Source organism: Hyphomicrobium sp. ghe19, from assembly GCF_902712875.1.
GTDB lineage: Bacteria > Pseudomonadota > Alphaproteobacteria > Rhizobiales > Hyphomicrobiaceae > Hyphomicrobium_B.
The window spans coordinates 1,422,219-1,439,903 of record NZ_LR743509.1; the positions used below are offsets into that span (position 1 = coordinate 1,422,219).

A 17,685-nucleotide genomic window follows, 5' to 3' on the forward strand; every position below is an offset into this window, starting at 1 on the left:
GATGGCGGAATGCGGGTCTTTACTTGTGAACGGGGAATGCGGGTCTGCCTCTGGTGTAGCCGTAGAGGACCCCGTTGGCCCAAGCTATTCTAAGGCGGGCCCCCGCGAGATCCCCGGTCGCGACGCACCAAGCGCCTCGGAGGGAGGTTTTCGCAATTTTTCCCAATATGTAGGGCGGCGGGTAGCGATACTTGCGAATGAGGTAGCCGAAGCCTCGCGCATAGGCGGTGGTTCTGCGGGCTCTTTCGGCGATAGGGGCGCCATCGTCGATCGGGTCGTGGAATATCGTGAGTTCCGGGAAATACCATCCGGCCGCTCCCTTGCCGAGGGCACGCAGCAGAAAGTCCGTTTCTTCGCCCGACTGGAAGTCGCTTGCTGCGCCGAGGCCCAGTCCTTCATCGAAGTTCAGCGATTGCGCGAGCATGCGTTCGATGAAAATCGTATTGGAGTTGCCGGCCTCGAAAATGTTTTCGCGCGTTATCAGTGCTTCCTCGGACAGCATGACCGTTACGTCGTGCCCTTCTGGGTCGATGGACCGGCCCGTGATGATGTTCAGCTTCGAATTCCTCCGAAACGTGTCCAGCACTTCTTCGACGACTGTCGGCCGATACCAGACGTCATCATCGGGAAATCCGACATACCGGCCCGAACTCGCGGCGAGGCCGACGTTTCTCGCCCGAGAAAGGCCCGGCCGCGAGCGCAAATGTCTTATGCGGAGTGCGGGAAATTTCTGGATCGTCGTGTCCAGGAATCCTTCGGGATTTTGATCGACGATAATGACTTCAAAGTTCTTGCGCGTTTGCGCGTTCAATGATTGCAACAGGCGCTCGAGCGGCTTCACGCGGCCCAAAGTGCAGACGATAAGTGTAAGAAGAACCGCTTGCGGTGCATCGGTTGCCATCATCAGCTTTTCCGTTACGCTGGCAAAGAAATGAGGTCTGCGAGATCTGCTTCAACCCAACTCAAGCATAGTTCGTTGCTACTAGACAGAACAACCGGCAGTTAGCCGAAGATGTCGTTCATCGTTGCGGGACGTGCGCCGCGCTTAATAAATGACATCAATCTTAAGGACCGGTTGGAGTCTCGTTGCTTCAAAATTGGTGCAACGTTGAGCGATCGCCTCAAATGGATCCGGCGACGGCGACAAGTCCGACCGCGATCAGGCTTCCCGCCCAAAAGGCGTCGAGATTGATCCAGGCTTTGGAGAGCATCTGCAAGCCGAAATAGCGATATACGGCCCATGCGACGACTCCGCCGGCCGCGATCATAGCGATAGCGTGCACGGCCGAGACAAGGATGGCTAGTCCGAGGTTGTTCGCAACAATCGATATCGCGTCGTCGTGGTCCATCAGTGACGACGGCTTGGTCGTGCAGAGCCCGAGGTACATCGGCACCAGCATCAAGCCGGCCCCGTGTGCAACAGCGATGGCAAATGACCAGAGACCGAGCTCTGCCGGCGGGATGCGGGCGAGCATGCGCGGATGGCGGCGATAGACGAGCAGCAGAATGCCGACGCCGATGACGATCAAGGCCGCCGCGAGGCGGATCTCATGGTTCCAGTACTGCAGAGCCGTCAACATGCCGAAGGGCAATAAAATGACGCCCATCGCTAGGAAGTGGCCACCGGCGATTGGCGCCAGTGCGCCAAAGAGCGCGGACGGCCTGCGTTCCATCAATCCGGCCGCCACCGCGAGCGGCCAACCCATGCCGGGGTTGAGCCCGTGATAAACTCCGCTCGCAATAACCGCGAGCCAGAGTGCGGTGTTCCAGCCGTTATCCATCGTCAATCAAGCCGACGAATAGCAGAAAGAGTCGGTCGAGCAATCGCCGCCTTCGAGCCGCACTTGGTGTGTGCGATATCCATCGGGCACCGCCACCCGGAACGCTTTATCGAAGGCGATGCCGCCGGCCGGATTGACGTTGACGAGCGCCATGGCTCCCGGCACGCCCTCGGGATAGAATTGATCATCCCACGTCGAATAGAGCGAATTCGTAACGTAGACGCGTTTTCCGTCGCGACTGATTTCAAGCATTTGCGGTCCGCCCGCGAAGGCCGTCCCATCGGGCAAAGCGGCTTTCCGAACGATGCCTCCGGCGTGCAGGCTGCCGACAAGCTTCGGTTTGCGCGGTTCGGTGACATCATATTGGCGAAGCTCGCCAGTGCCCCAGCATGCAACATAAAGGAACTTATCGTCCAGCGAGAGGTCGATGTCCGTTATTAGTGGCGGCACGGCGCCAAAGCCTTTCAGAAGCGGCGGCAACAATGACGGATCGGCCGGTTCAGCCGGAATCGTCGCGGTCTTTTCGATGCGGAACTCCGAGCCTTCCCGCCACCACGTCCAAATCGATCCCTCGAGGTTCGTCGTATCGACGACGACACCGAGGAAGCCATATTCGCGCGCGGGATCATGAGCTGGGCGCACTTCGAGCGCCATTTGGTGGTTGGCGCCGAGATCGATGGTTTGAACGTTGCGGCGTGCGCGCAGATTCCAGAAGTGAACGTGATGGCCGTATTTGTTGGCAAGCAGGTCTTCCGGAACGATGCCGTTTTCAAATTGCGGCGGCAGACCCCACTCGCTGCTCACCATGTAGTCGCGCGGCAGATTCCACCAGAAATCATAATGCAGAAGCTGCGGTCCGCGATCGATCTCCCAACGGCCGAGTACGTCGAAGGTCTCGCAGTCGAGGATGAAGATGCCTGGCGGTCCATCTGTGCCGTCAGGACCTGCGCCGCCAAGCGTGCTGACGTAGATGCCATCCGGTCCGCAATGCACGGTATGAGGGCGCGAATAGCCGGTTTTATGGAAGATCTCTTCCGGCTCGATGATCTTGTGAATTTTCGCCTGGGTCGGATGTGGCTTGGTATCAATGATGTAAAGCCGCGACGACCGGAGCCCCGGGATGATAAGGTATCGTCTCTCGAGAAATGCGTGGCCCGTGAGCGGCGACAGTGCCGAGGAGCACGCGTTCCAGCCGAAATGGTGGAACTCATCGCCTTTGTTCGGCATCGTCACTGTGTGTACGATTTTTCCATACTGCGCGGACGAGGGATCGACGTCGACAATTGCTAGCGCGTCAGGCTTGGAGAAGTCTGGACTGAGAAGCAGGGTGTAGGCGAACTTCTCTGGCGGGGCTTCGCTCGCGAGCTTCGGAGATGCGTGAAATGTTGGATCGGGTCTCTGGACCATCGTCGGTCTCCGTTCAATTGAAAATCTCCATGCCTATGTGAGCGCGGATGCTCGGGCTCTGTCAGCGGAAATTGCGTAGAATATGCGGGATTTCGACTAACGGTATTTGCGTTTTTTCTGCCGGTTTGTCTGACTGCCTCTCTTTTCCGTAAAGGATGTGACGACAGTCGAGGCGGCTTCAGGAGATCCATCAGACGCGATGGTTCCGCCCCCGCCCGGGGCAAATCCAAAGGATACGAGCCGCGTTGCGAGCGTGCGAGCCTCGGCGAGATCGTGTGTCACCATGACGATCGTCGTGCGGCTTTCACGCCAAAGCCGGAGAACGACGCGATGCAGTTGCGCGCGCGTTTCGGGATCCAAAGCACCGAAAGGCTCATCGAGTAGCAATACCTTTGGCCGGCAGATGAGAGCTTGAGCGATAGCTAAACGCTGGCGCATCCCGCCCGACAGTTGGCTGGGATATTTCGATGCAGCCTGTTCGAGGCCGACATCGGCGAGCGCCTGTTTTGCCTCGTCGACGAGCTTCTTGCGCTCTTCACCGAAGATGCGACCGAGAAACCGCGAGCGTTTGAATTGCGGACCGACAAGAACGTTCTGCAGCGCTGTCTTGTGCGGAAAGACCGAGTAGTCCTGAAACACGACTCCGCGATCGGGAGCGGGGAAGGGTGAGATTGGCGCGCCGTCGATCGTGATTTCTCCGGCGCTGGGGCGAAGCTGGCTGAGGAGCAGGCGAATAAACGTCGTCTTTCCGCTTCCCGACGGGCCGGTGACGACGCAGAACTCGCCGCTCGCGACGTCGAGGTTGACGTCTGACAGGACGGGATGATTGTCGATGACGACATTCAAATTGCGGACGGAAATCTGGCTCATCGTGTGTTTCCAGGTTGTGACCAGGGGGAGAGCCGCTTCGCACCCCACCGTAACGCGAGGTCCAACGTAAATGCCAAAATGCCGATCCAGATGACGTAAGGGATGATGACGTCCATCGCCATATATCGCCGGACGAGAAAAATGCGGTAGCCAAGGCCGCTTTGCGCGGCGATCGCTTCGCCGGACAACACGAAGAGCCATGCCGGCCCGAGGCTCAGACGAATGCTTTCGAGAAGGCGCGGAAAGATTTGCGGCAGCACAACGTGGAGCGTGATCAGCCATGTGGACCCGTAAAGGGTCTGTGCCTTGATCAGCATTTCCTCCGGAATTTCTTGCGTTCGTGATGCGATGTCCCGGGCAATAAACGGCGTGATTCCGATCACGATCAGGATGATCTTCGAGACGTCGCCCAAGCCGAACGCGATGAACAATATGGGCAGAAGCGTAATCGGCGGGATGATCGATAGCACGGAGATGAATGGCGCAAGCGTGGCGCGCGCGATCGGAATGAGGCCAACAGCCAAGCCGATGATGAGTCCGATTGCGGCAGCAATTCCAAGTCCGATGCCCAACCGTTCGAGGCTCGCCAGCGTGTCGGTGAGGAAGACCAAGTGGCCGGAGACTGGATCGGTCACGAAGCCGACGCGCTCCAGTCCTGCGAACATGGATTGAAGCGACGGCAAGAGGTTGTCGCGGGCGTTGACCAGCAGCCGCTCCGCCGACGCTATTGCGTAGACGGTCGCGACGGCTAGGAACGGCGCCGTCCCGAGGGCAATGGTGAGCCCTTGAGACGGCTTCGTGTTCAGTAAGCGGGCCATGTGATGCTGCTTAGAGTTTGCCGGCTGCAGCGAGTTCCAAGACGGACCTGTCGAAGCGCAGCAGAACATTCTTGGAATCTCCGACGATTTCGCCGTTCGGCAGTTCGATGCCGATCGCGTTCGCATCTTTCACGTCCTTGCCGAGAAGACTGTAGCGATGGGCAAAATCGCGAACGCGGATGAGCGTATCCTTGGTTTCCGGCCTTTCCGCGAATGCGAGTGCGGCCTTCGCGTCCGAGAAGATGACGACGGATTTGAGCTGCTGCTCGTAGCCTGCAACGTCGGTCGCCGAAGCGGTCGCAAGCGCTTTGATGACGTCAGCGCGCTCCGGTGACGTGCCGTTGATGATGCCGACTGTTTCGTACCATGCGCCGAGGAGGGCTTTGGCGACTCCGGGATTTTCCTTGAGCTTGCTCGTGCGCAGGAGGATGGACTCGAAGATTTCGCCGTTGATCTTGGACGAGTCGAACACGATGTGGGCGTCGCCGGAGCTTTGAATCTGCTCGACTTGCGGGTTCCATGCGACGATCGCGGAGACGTCAGGGCTCTTATAGGCTGCCACGAAATCTGCGTCCGACGTATTCACGCGCTTGACGTCGTCGTGCTTCAGATTGCCGGTTTCGAGCGCACGATCGAGCAAATAGTGGGATACCGAGAACTCGACGAGATTGACGGTCTGTCCCTTGATGTCGGCGAGCTTGTCCTTGCCCTTCAAAATGACGGCATCGGCGCCGTTCGAATAATCGATGGGGAAGATCGTCGTGTCGACGCCGTTGGCAACGGGAATGGAATAGACGTCAGCGATGCTTCCGAGGACGCCGTCGAGTCCGCCAGCTGAATATTGATTGAGCGACTCGACATAGTCATTGAGCTGCACGAGCTCGATGTTGACGTTGTACTTGTCTGCCCACTTCTTCAGGACGCCGCTCTGCTGCGCGTATCCCCAGGGCATCCAGGGTGTGAAGACGATCCAGCCGACCTTGAATGTCGGCTTTTCGGCTGCGTGAACGGATTGAGTGCCGGCTTGCAGGAGCGCTGCAAATGCCAGAATGGCGGCTAGTATGGTTCGTTTCATGACAGTTCCTCGTGAGGGGTTAGCGAGAAGGTTCGGGTTGATGGTTCAGAATGCTCGCAGGTTGTCGCGCAGCGTCTTGTGAGTGTAGCCGTCGCGGACGAGGCCCCTGCGTTGCAGGGCTGGTACGAGACCGTCCGTCACTTCGGCGATATGCCGGCGATTGGTGGAGAGGCTCGGTGTTGTGATCAAAAAGCCGTCGCCGCCGACTTGCTCCATTGCTTCGCCCATTTGATCGGCAACCTGATCGGGCGTTCCGACAAGTTCGATCGAGGCGCAGATGCCGCCGGAGGCCTCGACGACAAGCTGGCGTAGGTTTTTGCTGGTGCCCCATTGCTGGAACATGTCGAGCGAACCCTGCTCGCCGTTCGTGACGAGACGCTCAGGCAAAGGCTTGTCGAGATCGAACTTCTTGAAGTCGATGTCGGTGATGGCGGAGATCAATGCGAGGTTCTGCTCGATGAAGCCCGGGGCTTCTGTGATGCGCTCGTGCCGGTCGCGGGCTTCGCGTTCTGTTTCTCCGAGCACGGGCGTTACGAGGAACATCACTTTGATGTCATCGGGGTTGCGTCCGTGCTTCTTGGCGCGCGCGCGGATGTCGTCGCGGTATTCTTTCATCCCCGCGACGCCGCCGCTGACTGCAATGATGGCGTCGGCGTATCGTGCCGCGAAGTCGCGGCCCGTTGGCGATCCGCCGGCTTGAAGTAGTGTCGGGCGGCCTTGCGGCGACCGCGCGGTGTTCAAGGGGCCGCGTGATTTGAAGTATTTGCCCTCGAAGTCGATCTTGTGGACCTTCTTGAAGTCGGCGTAGGTTCCCGATGCGCGGTCGCGAATGATGGCGCCGTCTTCCCAGGAATCGAAAAGCTTGAAGACGAGGTCCATGTATTCGTGAGCTCGTTCGTAACGCTCCTCTCTGGGCGGCAAGCGATCCAGGCCGAAGTTCTGCGCGGCGGCGTTCTCGGCGCTCGTCACGATGTTCCAGCCGAAGCGTCCGCCGGCCAAGTGGTCGACGGTCGAGCACAGGCGTGCCAGGAGGAATGGCGGATAGCCGAGCGTGGACATGGTCGCGACGACACCGAGATTTTTGGTGGATGCCGCGAGCAAGGTCGCGAGTGGGACCGGATCATGCTTCGGCGCCATGCCGAGGGCGTGCTTCAGGTACACCTCAAAACTGCCGCCGTAGGCTTCGGGAATAGCGAGCTTGTCCTCAAGCATGATGAAGTCGAAGCCCGCGCGATCGAGAGATTGAGCCATCTCGATGTGAAACTTGCCGTCCCAGGAATTGCCGCCGTTCGAGAATGGTTCGTTCCACTCGTCGGCGGTGAAGTTCGTGAACCAACCCAGGTGGAATTTCTTAGATGACACGGAGCGTTCGTCCTTTTTGACTTTTGGAGAAAGGTGGGGAGTGTTGTTGTTGCGTCAGTGCTGGAAAGGGCAGGCGGTCGAGGCGGCGCCGCTTCGCGGTTCTCGCCAATTGAGTTTCCGCAAGACGTCATCCTTCAGTGATAGCGATCGGGCATCGCTTTCGCCGGCACGCTCAAGAGCTTGCGACAGGCGAAGCGCTTCGGCCATTTTCGACCAGTTGTACGGATTGTTCGGATTGAGGTTGACGCGTTCCGACGCGAGCGCTGCGGCCAAGTTGGATCTGCCGCTTCTGATCGCCGCCTCAAGCAGCGTCCGATCGATTGCATCGCGCTGGGCTTCGGAGCCGCCGAATTCGATCGCGTTTTCGCGCACGTCGTAAAGGAGATCGAGGGCCGTTTCGTAGCGGTCTTCGCCGAAAGCCACGAGGGCTCTCGCGAGCGGGAGACCGACGCGAACCGTGTTGTGATAATTGTTCGTGCCTTGATGGCCGTCGGCGACGTATTGCTCGAGTCGGCGTACCACTGCGCGCGCGTCGTCGATCCGGCCGCTGCCGACGTAGGCCATGATCGCATGCACATCGTTGAAGACGTAGAAGGGGGCCGACGTCAGCGCATCCCAGGCATCGGCGAGTTCGGCAAAGCGATCCGCGACAGGAACCCGCTGAAGATGAAGGCGCCACAACAATGACGATGCATCGAGCAGGACGAGGGCGATCTTCGGCGAGCCCTGGTTGAAGATGGCCTTGTCATAGATTTCGAATGCGGCCGCGTAGTTGCCGATATCGGTGTTGAACAGCGACTTGTGCCACCAATTGTGCGCGCTGAAGAGATTGCCTTCCTCCCAATCGCCGCTGCGCTCGTTCATGAAGCGAAGGCCGTCGGCGATTGCGCCGCGCATCTCGAAGCTGTGCGTTACGGCGTGTAGCGCCCAAACATCGTCGGGGCGAACGCTCAGCGCAATCAAGCCATGCTCTTCGGCCCGTTCGAACTGGCCGTTTTCTTCAAGACCGAAGGCGTAGCATCCCTGCACGATGCCATAGTGAGGATCCGATGGGGTCCATGCGATCAGCTGGCGTGCGATTCGATCGCGCAAACTTCGTTTATTGCCGGCGAAGAAATCCAGCTCGTGTCCGATGCGGAGCGCCAGAATATCGCGTGGTTCATCGAGGCCGAGCCGATCGAGAATGCGCGCGGATTTTCGTAGATCGCCGCCAATCCATGCCTCGATTGCCGCCGCGTGATGCCGCTCTCGGCTCGGCAGTTTTTCGATATCGACCTTCGTCTTGAGGTCTTCCAGCGTGTTCTTCGCGCGCTCGGCGAACTGGGGTTCCGTCATGAAGAGATCGAGATAGGCCCTTGCGAAATAGGGAAGGGCGAAGCCTGGATTTTCCTCGATCGTCTTGTCGAGCGTCGAAAGAACCGAGGATTTGAAGTAGACCAATTCGTGGAGAGCGCTGCGAAAAAGCGCTGCGCCCTTCTCGGTCGCACCGGTGAGCGCCAGTCCTTGTTGGTCGATTTCCATAGTCGTTCTCTTTTCTTCAAGTTCCTTACGCGCGGGAATCCTTCGGTCGTCGCAGGCGACGTCCGGGAGAATGCGTCGTGAAACGCGTCTTGTGATTTGTGCGATCTGCCTTAGCGGAAAATGCGTTCCGCGATACAAAGTGCGCTGGTGCACCAGGAACTTGGGCAGCACCTTTGCGGCGGCCGATTTAGATCATCTGTCAACTTCCACACCGCTGCGTTCAAAAACAGAAGTTGATTTACCCACGAGAAACGAATGTGAGAACTGAATAGAATTTCTAAGCTTAGATCGATGTTTGCATCATTGTCTTCCGTGCACGCCGCGTTGCGCCGGAGGTCAGGCTGGCTCAAAGTTCATTCGCGCCTTGCAACCGCACGAATGCGTCTAAGCTCATATGAATTTCTGAAATACGTGGGCGGAGGTCGCCTACGGTGGCGTTCTTCGGCCCTGATTCTTTGCCCCTCTCGAACATTCCAATTCATTGAACGCGACGAGGCGGGGCGTGCGCTCTCCGTACCGATGATGGCGAGTTTGCGGCGCGGTTCCTAACGGTGGTTGAACCGTCCGTTCAGCATCGGTTCCGGCACGATCGTGTTGAATGACCTCCAATCAAGCTGCATTGAGCGCGCTTGAGGGAGACAAAGTCATGAAACGCACTCTTGCACTTTTGCCGGTCGCGGTTGCCCTGATGACGTTCGGAGGCATGGCCGAGGCAAAGGCGGACTTCGCAGTGGGCAACAAGATCTATCGTAACGGCTCATCCGTCCAACATGTCCATGATGGCGGGTATTACGAAGGCCGCCGTCCGTGGTGGCGTCACGACCGGCGGTGGGGCTACGGCAACGAAGGCTGGCGCCGACACTGGCGTGGCGATCACCGGTTCGAGAGGGATCGCGACCGTTACGGCTGGAACGACAGGCGCGACTGGCGCGGCGATAGCCGCTGGCGATAAAGGTTTTGCGGGAGGCCAATTGGCCTGATGGAGCGGCAGGGACGCGCAAGCGCTTCTGCCGCTTTTTTATTGGTATCGATTCCCTCTTGCGCCGGCGACCGATCAGGGGAGGAACGGGCAATAAAGCGATCGAAAGCTCACCTCGTCGCCTTCAACGGAAAACCCCCGCCACATGGGGTATTCGCTGGTCGGGTTGCGCTCTTTTACGCAACCTTGGACGACATGCGACGTCCATGAGCGAACTCGCTCCTCGGCCACGCGGACTTGAGCAAAGACAGCTCCAGATGGATAGGAGAGCTGGTTCAGAACTTGGCGCTTCGCCGTCGTGACCATCCTGTCTTCGTGCGACGGCAGGAACAGGCTGACGAGACCCGCGACGACGATGCCCATGCCCAGAAGAGCTGCGGCGTTCGCCGGAGAAGACGTGGATTTGCGGAACAGTAAATTCGCGGAGGGGAGAGGCACTTGGGATTTTCCGAAAGTGTAATGACGCAACGTACTTCACAACATCAGCCGAACCCTTAAGCGGGTGTGAAATATTAGATTGGGTTTGCGATGGCCGGAGCATTGGCCCGGAGAAAGCTATGCAATGGCTAACGTGCCTCGCCTACTTGCTCGTTCGGAGCTTTAAAGCTGCCCGAAATCTAGAATAAAATTTGAATCATCCGGCGGCGCCGCGCTCGATGCTCAAGCGATGCGATCGAGCCGCTCGATGCTGTCGCCGATCCGAATCTTGCCGCCCTCGACGATCCTTGCAGTCAGTCCGCCGCGACCACGAACGGCATTGTAACCACCCGGCCCGAGGTTCGCTTCCATTTGACTGCAGGGTGCGCACTCGCCGGTTGTTTCCAGCGTCGTCGATCCGATGCGGAAGCTACAACCTTTGAGGGCGATCAGGTTGATGCTGCGGGTAACAAGGTTTCGGCGCAGCAGTTCTGGAACCACAGCCTCCTTACCGAGGAACGACGCGATCGCTGCGATATCTTCCGCGGCGATAAGCGTGACCTGACGCGGTCCGTTACGTTCGGTGCGGTAGCGGTCGCCCTCGATGCCCCGTTGCGAAATCAAGTTCGCCGTAGTTGGCGTGATCATGGGCGCGTTACGTGATGGGCGAAGTCCTATCCAGACGAGTTCTCCCGGGCCGACCGGTCCGGCCAGCAACTTTGCCAACACGGACTGAGGTGGCGGCGGAGAGGTCGGTTCGGTCATTGGGTGGCCGCAGTTCTCGAACGAAGGACCAAGGAGGCTCTGTGCGTGAGATTGGTCGATAGTTATTCGTAGGCCGGGCAGATGCAAGTCGAAACGTGGTGCGCGGTGGCTTCCTCAGCGCTCAATTGGTGCGCCCGAATCCGGAAGGCTGCGGTCGAGGGGCGTCTCACGCTGAAGCGCTCTGAGCGTCAGCCAAAGCACAATAGCGCGTTAGCCGGCGGCGATATTTGTCCAACCTTGCGAGCAGCGGCTTTTTACCGGACGGTCGATCAGCTATTTTCGGACCTGCGGTTCTCCAAAAGGAGATCGATGGAAAGCGCTCAAGGCTGAACGCATATATTTCTCTGTTCTTGCTGTAGGAATTATCGACGAGTTCGCACTCCTTGCGGAGCAGAGCGCAAGCGATCGCCACATGCAGCCGGTCTGTCGTGACCTGCCTTGCGGCTGAGATCGTTTTCAAAAAGCACCAGGCGCGAAGCTTTGACGTCTCGACGTCGGCGACACCGGTGAACACTTTCGATACATCGAGGTCGCTGTCCATTCTCGACGCCGCGGATTCTTTGTCGGTGCGCATAAATCGAACAAGCGGCAATCGGGACAGTTGATCGAGGCTGACGCCGGCGCGTCGCAGGCTGGCATCCAGAAGCGGCGATCCCAAAGCGTTGAATTCTGGATCGCTCAAAAAGTCTTCAACGTCGCAGTGAAACGCCATGTCATGCGTCAGCCGGCAATCAATCTTCGGATTGGTGTGGCTGACATGGTCGAACGATCTCTTGTCGCGGCACCAGATCGTCGTGCGGCCGTCGAGGCTCTTGAGCAATTTTTCATTGGCTCTGACGGTATGCGGGAGAAGGACGATGCGGGCGGCTTGGTCGCGGCACGCTTTGATCGAGCGACGCATGCCTCCGTAGATGCCGACGAGGTTTCCGCCGCCGCCCAGGAATACCGTTTGATTTTTGAAATCCGCGCCATCATCGACGACTTGCACGTCAATCGATGCTTTGGACATTGCGGCGATAGTCGATGCCAGGATCAGGCAGTCGCCGCCGTTACCCTCGTTCGGAATCAGAAGCACTTTCCTGCCGCTGAACTCCGCCAAAAAACGCTCCATGTCGTCTCGAAGCGAGACCATTACGTCTGTCATAGATCTCACATGCGGACGGCCGAGACCTTTCGTGTCTCGATCATCAAGACTGTTTGCGACGCGCGAAAAATTTCCGGCGGCAGCGCTGGAATGGAGATGAGCTTTTATCCGCTTCCTCTCAATCATTGCGAGGGGTGCGCATGGGGAAGGTGTGGAAAATTGCGATGAACGCCGAAGCTCAAGTCCTTTCGTCCTTGAAGGTGGGGCTAGCACTTCCGTCGCTGGAAACTGCGGTCAGCAATTGAGATCGCCACACCGCTCGCGATGATCTCGGGTCACATCAGGAAAACGGGTATCGCGGCGCATTTGATCTGCCGGCTTATCCGCAGGGGGAGGCGGGAACTCGAGGTGCAGCTGCCACGATAGTTCCCGGCTCGGCAGGGACTTTTTCCCGATTGTGGATATTTCGTTGCAACAATACCACGGGGGCTCAGGAAGAGGCATTCCCGGGAAAAACTCCGGCCGATCCATGGATTGACCCAACCTGATAAAAACCTTTTCCCTGGTCCGGGCATAATGGTCAGAGTCGACCATGGGGGAGTCGCGCGGCGGCTAAATGCTTTGGCAGGCAGTTCGACGCAGCGCCAAGAAAATGGGAAGTTTGGGGAAATGACTCGTGAATTGCTTGCTTCGGCTGCGGCCGTGGCACTTTTGATTGGCGGTGGCGGGAGTTTTGCCGTCGCACAGGACGCGGGGAACGCGGGATCGGCGACACCTCCGCCGGCAGCAAACGAGACGCTTCCTGAAGTTCAGGTCATTCAAGAAAAGCAGGCGCCCAAGCCGAAGCCCGTCAAGCAGGCAAAGAAACCTGCGGCCGCAGCGCCCGTCGTTGCAACGCCGGTGGTCTCAGAAGATTTCGCTGAGCAGACTGAAGCAAGTTCCGTGAAGATGTCGCCGATGGGTGGCAGTGAAATTCCGGTCAACAAGGTTCCGGGCAGCGTCTTCCAGGTCAATTCCGCCGATATCAAGAGAGACGGAACGGTTATCATTCAGGAAGCGCTTCAGAGCCAGATCCCCGGCGTGATCATCGGCGACCTGCAAGGCAACCAGTTCCAGACCAACATTCAATTCCGTGGTTTCGAGGCTTCGCCGGTGAACGGCGTCCCGCAGGGGCTCGCGGTCTATCAGAACGGCGTTCGGATCAACGAAGCCTTCGGTGATATCGTCAACTGGGACTTCCTGCCGTCGAATGCGATCAACAACGTTGCGGTGGTGACCGGCAATCCCGTCTTCGGTCTCAACGCGCTCGGTGGTGCTGTAGTCATCGATATGAAGGACGGCTTCAACTACCAGGGCGCGGAGATCGACACGCGCTTTGGTTCGTTCGGCCGTAAGCAGGTCTCGACCGAAGCCGGGTTGAACAAAGGCAACTGGGGTGTCTACGGAGCATTTGAGGCCATCAACGACGATGGGTTCCGCGACTTCTCCGACGCTGAAGTCCGCAGAGGTTACTTCGACCTCGGCGTCAAAGGCGACGGCGCAGAGTTTCACTTCAATTTCACCGGCGCGGACAACCACGTTGGCGTGACGGCCGCGGCGCCCGAGCAGCTGCTCGAAATGGGCAGGAATTTGACGTTCACGTCGCCGCAAACGACTGACAACGAGATGCAGATGTACTCGGTGAACGGAAAGGTCAAGGCGACCGACACGCTCACCTTCTCGGGTGCAACGTACTATCGCCATTTCAAACAGAGCCACTTGGACGGCAACCTGTTCGAAGACCCGAGTAACTGCGGCGGAAACCTCTGCTCAGGCGGGGAAGAGGTGTTTAATGCCGCCACAGGCGATGCGATCCCGTTCCAGACTGGCGTCGCTTACGCCTCGATCGACCAGACGTCGCAGAATGCTGACGGCGCTGGTATCAGCCTTCAGGCCACCGAGAAGGCGCGGCTCTTCGGTCACGAAAACCAGTTCGTGATCGGCACCAGCTACGATCGCGGCAGAGTGGCCTACACGGCGAAAAGCGAACTCGGCTTCATGCAGCCGAAATTCGTTGTCGACGGTCAGGGCGTCATCATGACGAACGATGACCTCTTCCCGCGTGCGCTGTCGACGACGAACGATTATTTCGGAGCTTTCTTCGTCGATACGTTCAATATAACGGATAAGCTGGCGTTGACGGTCGGCGGCCGTTTCAACTACGCGCGCATCGAGCTTGAAAATGCCGGCGATCCCGACAACGAAGAGTTGAACAAGCTCAATGGCGTCAACAAGTATAGCCGCTTCAACCCGTCAGCCGGCCTGACCTATACGTTCAACCCAGCTTTGAATTGGTACGGCGGTTATTCGGAAGCCAACCGCGCGCCGACGGCGGCGGAGATCGCTTGCTCCGATCCTGAGAACCCGTGCCTGATCGAGAGCTTCCTGACATCCGATCCGCCGTTGAAGCAGGTCGTCTCTCGCACGTGGGAAACCGGTTTGCGGGGTACGGTCAATAACTGGAACGGATCGCAGTGGGATTGGGGCGTCGGCCTGTTCCGCACTGAGAACTCTGACGACATCATGAGCGCTGCCTCCACTGCGACAGGCCGCGGTTACTTCCAAAACGTCGGCACGACTTTGCGCCAAGGCGTGGAGGCGAACCTTGCCTATCGTTCGAAGCGCCTTTTTGCGTACGCGAACTACACCTATAACGACGCCACGTTCCAATCCGGGATTCCGTTCTTCCCGGCTCCCAACCATCCGGACGGTCCCGGCGTCTTCCCGTGCCCTGACGATCCGGAGGGTGGGGACACCGGAAACTGCACCGCCATTCATAAGGGCGATCGCCTTGCGGGCATTCCGGCCCACACGTTCAAGACAGGTTTCGATTACTGGATGACGCCGAAGTGGAAGTTCGGTGCTGACCTGATCGCCGCAAGCTCGCAGTTCTTCTTCGAGGATCAGGCTAACCTCTCGCGGCCGCTGGCGGGTTACGCCAAGGTCAACTTGCACACGTCCTACGACGTGACGGATCACATCCAGGTTTACGGATTGATCGAGAACCTGACGGACAAGCGCTACTCGCTCTACGGGACCTACTTCAACGTGGACGAAACCAACGAACTCGAGGACGTAACCGGGATCGAGTTCGACGAGAACAACCCGCGGACCGTCGTGCCGGCCATCCCGTTCGCGGCGTACGGTGGCATAAAGGTAAAATTCTAAACGCTCTCCCGACTGCAACATCTCGAAAAGCAAAAGCAGCCTCACGGCTGCTTTTGTTTTTTTGCGCCTCTCTCAAATGCGGGACGCGATTACGCCAGCTCGCCCTGTCCCGTGTGACAGGCACGCAAATGGCGGTCAGCAGGAGAGGGAAGTTTGAAGCTTAGAAGAGGGGGCCGTGGGCCAATTGATGGACGACCACCAAGATTGCAACGTTGAGCACGAGTAGGGCGCTTAGGGCGACTTTATCCATGGCCGTTCTCCCGGAGACTGTGCGGGTAGAGCTATAGGACTTTTGCTCAGGGATGAATCAGCCATCCGGCCTAGGCCGAGCCGGGCGGGTAAAGGTCCGGCGGTTACGGACTCGTGCTGTGCCGGGCTTTTTAGCTAGTGCGAATAGCCGATGCAGGGGGTGGCCTCCGGGTGGCATTCTCGCGGCCGTTCACCAAGCGTCGATCCACCGACATGAAACGGGCGTACGCCCCCTGACGGATCGCGGAAGCCGCTGCGGCTGTACGCAATTCCAGCGAAAAATTAATCTCGGGCCCCATGTCACTTTTCCGTTCTGTTCTTACATGCGGTTCTGAACGGTCGACACCGGCGTCCAATCCCATAAGGAGGCTAGCCTCATGAACGCGCAAGAGAAGCAGCTCATCGAAGATTTGTTTGCGCGCCTCCGCAATTTTGATGGCGGCGAGAAAGATCAGGAAGCGGAATGGCTTATCCAGGATCTCATCAGGCGGTCTCCAGATGCGCCATACTACCTCGCCCAGACAGTGATTGTTCAGCAGCAGGCTCTCGAGCGCGCTGAAGCCCGTATGCGAGAGTTGGAAGCTGCGGCGCGGCAACCCCAGTCTACCGGACGCGGTGGAAGTTTTCTCGGTGGCTCGTCGGTGCCGCAGAGCGGCAGCCGGTATGCGCCGTCGTCTGCACCGCAGCAGGCGCCGGATCCCGTGGCGGCCCCAGGCACCGGTCCATCGGCCAATAGTCCGTGGGGTTCTCCCGCGCAGGCTCGCGGTGGCGGAGGGTTTCTTTCCTCGGCGTTAACGACCGCGGCTGGTGTTGCCGGTGGTGTTTTCCTCGCCGATGGAATCCGCAGCCTCTTTGGTGGCGGGCGTGCCTATGCCGGTGGTGATGCCACGAGTGCGGCCGATCAGAAGACGATCGATAACCTTCAGGACCAGGCGCAGGACGCCCGCGACGATGCCGATCAAGCGAAGCAAGACTTGGCGGCTGACGATGCCGCGCAAGACGAGATGCAAGATGCCCAGGATGATGGCAACTACGATTGGGGCAGCGACGACTTCGACGTCTGATTGATCGATCCTCGCCCTCGGCTTGAATCACAGGCCGAGGAGGCAGCGCGCTCGCGAAGGGACCGGCTCAGGCGGTTCGCCTCTCGAGGTGCGCCAAGCTGCGCTTCGTGAAATTTCTTTCCAAAACGTCATGTGCCGACGGCGAGAATTGTCGGAACCGACCCGAGAAGGCGAGGTTCTTCCTTCAGTTGTCTTGTGACGACCGGGTCCCAAATGGGCCGGCGCCAATTTATGGGCAATTCGGATTGTCTCGATTTTCGAGGCGAATTTTTGAAGCGAAGATTTTTCACTGAAGAAGGTAATTTTCAAATGGCGCAAGAGGACAGAACATCAAAGCGCGGCTTTGCATCCATGGATGCCGACAAGCAGCGTGAGATTGCCCGCAAGGGCGGCGCAAGCGTTCCGGACAATGAGCGCAGCTTTTCGCGGAATCATGAACTTGCGTCTCAGGCCGGAAGAAAAGGCGGCCACGAGAGTGGCGGTAACTTCCGGAATGACCCCCGGCGAGCGGCCGAAGCCGGCCGCAAAGGCGGACAGCACTAGCGGCAGAATAATAACCTGCCTTTAGTTCACCCAGCACTCTCAGGCCGGACGCGTTCTGCGCATCCGGCCTTTGGCTTTCGAATGGAAGGCCGGCTTAGAGGGAAGGATTGGGGTGGCAACCGCCTTCGGCACGGGCCGATGCCGTCAACCATTTGGGATTGAACCACCGGTCCGCAGGGCCGTCGTAGGGTAGGCGCGTTACGTCCCAGTGGCTGACGAAGCGCGCATAGACGTCCCACACCGGCGGGCCACCGCCGATAAAAACGACACGGCCCGCAAATTGTTTGAGCGTCTCTTCTGGGTCCATGTGCGACCGCAAAACGAAGAGCGTGCGATCCGTGCGAGCGAAATCGGGGACAGCTCCAATGGTCTTGGCTCCGGCCATTAGGACGTGGCCTCGTGTGATGTCGAAAAATCGGGCGACGTCGGCCACGTATTCAGGGTCGCGGTTGCCTTCCCACGGCAGCTCTCCATTGAGGCCAAGCTGACCGGACTGTCCGATCGCGCAGATGACCCTGACCACTGTTTGCTGCATTCGAATTC

The 17,685-nt window shown here is 58.7% G+C and carries 16 protein-coding genes; 4 read left to right on the plus strand and 12 right to left on the minus strand.

What is annotated here, in order from left to right; genetic code table 11:
• Window positions 1-19: 19 nt before the first annotated feature.
• The 8 genes from AACL53_RS06660 to AACL53_RS06695 all read right to left on the minus strand — a co-directional run bounded on the left by AACL53_RS06660 (window position 20) and on the right by AACL53_RS06695 (window position 8,834).
• Complete coding sequence (locus tag AACL53_RS06660; RefSeq protein WP_339083710.1) at window positions 20-904, minus strand: glycosyltransferase family 2 protein; 885 nt, start codon at window positions 902-904, stop codon at window positions 20-22.
• Between the two features lie 217 nt (window positions 905-1,121).
• Window positions 1,122-1,781: a hypothetical protein gene (locus AACL53_RS06665; RefSeq protein ID WP_339083711.1), complete on the minus strand. Its 660-nt coding sequence runs from the start codon at window positions 1,779-1,781 to the stop codon at window positions 1,122-1,124.
• A 6-nt stretch (window positions 1,782-1,787) separates the two neighbouring features.
• Window positions 1,788-3,188, minus strand: coding sequence for a selenium-binding protein SBP56-related protein (locus AACL53_RS06670; protein ID WP_339083712.1), 1,401 nt, complete (start codon window positions 3,186-3,188; stop codon window positions 1,788-1,790).
• A gap of 96 nt (window positions 3,189-3,284) precedes the next feature.
• Window positions 3,285-4,058, minus strand: coding sequence for an ABC transporter ATP-binding protein (locus AACL53_RS06675; protein WP_339083713.1), 774 nt, complete (start codon window positions 4,056-4,058; stop codon window positions 3,285-3,287).
• Entirely contained in the window at window positions 4,055-4,876 is an 822-nt protein-coding gene (locus tag AACL53_RS06680; protein ID WP_339083714.1) for an ABC transporter permease subunit, read from the minus strand. Before AACL53_RS06680 ends, AACL53_RS06675 begins: the two co-directional genes overlap by 4 nt.
• A gap of 10 nt (window positions 4,877-4,886) precedes the next feature.
• Window positions 4,887-5,951, minus strand: a complete 1,065-nt coding sequence (locus AACL53_RS06685; protein WP_339083715.1) for a putative urea ABC transporter substrate-binding protein — start codon at window positions 5,949-5,951, stop codon at window positions 4,887-4,889.
• A 45-nt stretch (window positions 5,952-5,996) separates the two neighbouring features.
• Window positions 5,997-7,313: an NtaA/DmoA family FMN-dependent monooxygenase gene (locus tag AACL53_RS06690; RefSeq protein WP_339083716.1), complete on the minus strand. Its 1,317-nt coding sequence runs from the start codon at window positions 7,311-7,313 to the stop codon at window positions 5,997-5,999.
• A 54-nt stretch (window positions 7,314-7,367) separates the two neighbouring features.
• Window positions 7,368-8,834, minus strand: coding sequence for a tetratricopeptide repeat protein (locus AACL53_RS06695; protein WP_339083717.1), 1,467 nt, complete (start codon window positions 8,832-8,834; stop codon window positions 7,368-7,370).
• Window positions 8,835-9,480: 646 nt separating this feature from the next.
• Between AACL53_RS06695 and AACL53_RS06700 the strand changes: the two genes are divergently transcribed.
• Window positions 9,481-9,786 carry a hypothetical protein gene (locus AACL53_RS06700; RefSeq protein WP_339083718.1) on the plus strand — a complete coding sequence of 102 codons (306 nt, stop codon included), beginning with the start codon at window positions 9,481-9,483 and terminating at the stop codon, window positions 9,784-9,786.
• Window positions 9,787-9,888: 102 nt separating this feature from the next.
• On the opposite strand, the gene AACL53_RS06705 is transcribed toward AACL53_RS06700, so the two are convergent.
• From AACL53_RS06705 to AACL53_RS06715, 3 genes are all read right to left on the minus strand, one after another.
• Window positions 9,889-10,251, minus strand: coding sequence for a hypothetical protein (locus AACL53_RS06705; RefSeq protein ID WP_339083719.1), 363 nt, complete (start codon window positions 10,249-10,251; stop codon window positions 9,889-9,891).
• A 222-nt stretch (window positions 10,252-10,473) separates the two neighbouring features.
• Window positions 10,474-10,995 carry an MOSC domain-containing protein gene (locus AACL53_RS06710; protein WP_339083720.1) on the minus strand — a complete coding sequence of 174 codons (522 nt, stop codon included), beginning with the start codon at window positions 10,993-10,995 and terminating at the stop codon, window positions 10,474-10,476.
• Window positions 10,996-11,161: 166 nt separating this feature from the next.
• Window positions 11,162-12,139 carry a polysaccharide pyruvyl transferase family protein gene (locus tag AACL53_RS06715; RefSeq protein ID WP_339083721.1) on the minus strand — a complete coding sequence of 326 codons (978 nt, stop codon included), beginning with the start codon at window positions 12,137-12,139 and terminating at the stop codon, window positions 11,162-11,164.
• A 609-nt stretch (window positions 12,140-12,748) separates the two neighbouring features.
• On the opposite strand from AACL53_RS06715, the gene AACL53_RS06720 reads away from it, so the two are divergent.
• From AACL53_RS06720 to AACL53_RS06730, 3 genes are all read left to right on the plus strand, one after another.
• The gene (locus tag AACL53_RS06720; RefSeq protein WP_339083722.1) at window positions 12,749-15,286 is read left to right on the plus strand and encodes a TonB-dependent receptor; all 2,538 of its coding nucleotides are present in this window, start codon (window positions 12,749-12,751) and stop codon (window positions 15,284-15,286) included.
• A 626-nt stretch (window positions 15,287-15,912) separates the two neighbouring features.
• Complete coding sequence (locus AACL53_RS06725; RefSeq protein ID WP_339083723.1) at window positions 15,913-16,599, plus strand: DUF2076 domain-containing protein; 687 nt, start codon at window positions 15,913-15,915, stop codon at window positions 16,597-16,599.
• A gap of 309 nt (window positions 16,600-16,908) precedes the next feature.
• Window positions 16,909-17,142, plus strand: coding sequence for a general stress protein (locus AACL53_RS06730; protein ID WP_339083724.1), 234 nt, complete (start codon window positions 16,909-16,911; stop codon window positions 17,140-17,142).
• A gap of 94 nt (window positions 17,143-17,236) precedes the next feature.
• Here the strand turns inward: AACL53_RS06730 and AACL53_RS06735 are convergent, their stop codons facing one another.
• On the minus strand, window positions 17,237-17,677 hold the full coding sequence (locus AACL53_RS06735; RefSeq protein ID WP_339083725.1) for a diacylglycerol kinase: 441 nt from the start codon (window positions 17,675-17,677) through the stop codon (window positions 17,237-17,239).
• Window positions 17,678-17,685: the final 8 nt, after the last annotated feature.

Excerpts from the sequence above, each read along its gene's own strand:
- AACL53_RS06660 (WP_339083710.1), bottom strand. The coding sequence starts at position 904 with ATGATGGCAACCGATGCACCGCAAGCGGTTCTTCTTACACTTATCGTC.
- AACL53_RS06665 (WP_339083711.1), bottom strand. The coding sequence starts at position 1,781 with ATGGATAACGGCTGGAACACCGCACTCTGGCTCGCGGTTATTGCGAGC.
- AACL53_RS06670 (WP_339083712.1), bottom strand. The coding sequence starts at position 3,188 with ATGGTCCAGAGACCCGATCCAACATTTCACGCATCTCCGAAGCTCGCG.
- AACL53_RS06675 (WP_339083713.1), bottom strand. The coding sequence starts at position 4,058 with ATGAGCCAGATTTCCGTCCGCAATTTGAATGTCGTCATCGACAATCAT.
- AACL53_RS06680 (WP_339083714.1), bottom strand. The coding sequence starts at position 4,876 with ATGGCCCGCTTACTGAACACGAAGCCGTCTCAAGGGCTCACCATTGCC.
- AACL53_RS06685 (WP_339083715.1), bottom strand. The coding sequence starts at position 5,951 with ATGAAACGAACCATACTAGCCGCCATTCTGGCATTTGCAGCGCTCCTG.
- AACL53_RS06695 (WP_339083717.1), bottom strand. The coding sequence starts at position 8,834 with ATGGAAATCGACCAACAAGGACTGGCGCTCACCGGTGCGACCGAGAAG.
- AACL53_RS06700 (WP_339083718.1), top strand. The coding sequence starts at position 9,481 with ATGAAACGCACTCTTGCACTTTTGCCGGTCGCGGTTGCCCTGATGACG.
- AACL53_RS06710 (WP_339083720.1), bottom strand. The coding sequence starts at position 10,995 with ATGACCGAACCGACCTCTCCGCCGCCACCTCAGTCCGTGTTGGCAAAG.
- AACL53_RS06715 (WP_339083721.1), bottom strand. The coding sequence starts at position 12,139 with ATGACAGACGTAATGGTCTCGCTTCGAGACGACATGGAGCGTTTTTTG.
- AACL53_RS06720 (WP_339083722.1), top strand. The coding sequence starts at position 12,749 with ATGACTCGTGAATTGCTTGCTTCGGCTGCGGCCGTGGCACTTTTGATT.
- AACL53_RS06725 (WP_339083723.1), top strand. The coding sequence starts at position 15,913 with ATGAACGCGCAAGAGAAGCAGCTCATCGAAGATTTGTTTGCGCGCCTC.
- AACL53_RS06730 (WP_339083724.1), top strand. The coding sequence starts at position 16,909 with ATGGCGCAAGAGGACAGAACATCAAAGCGCGGCTTTGCATCCATGGAT.
- AACL53_RS06735 (WP_339083725.1), bottom strand. The coding sequence starts at position 17,677 with ATGCAGCAAACAGTGGTCAGGGTCATCTGCGCGATCGGACAGTCCGGT.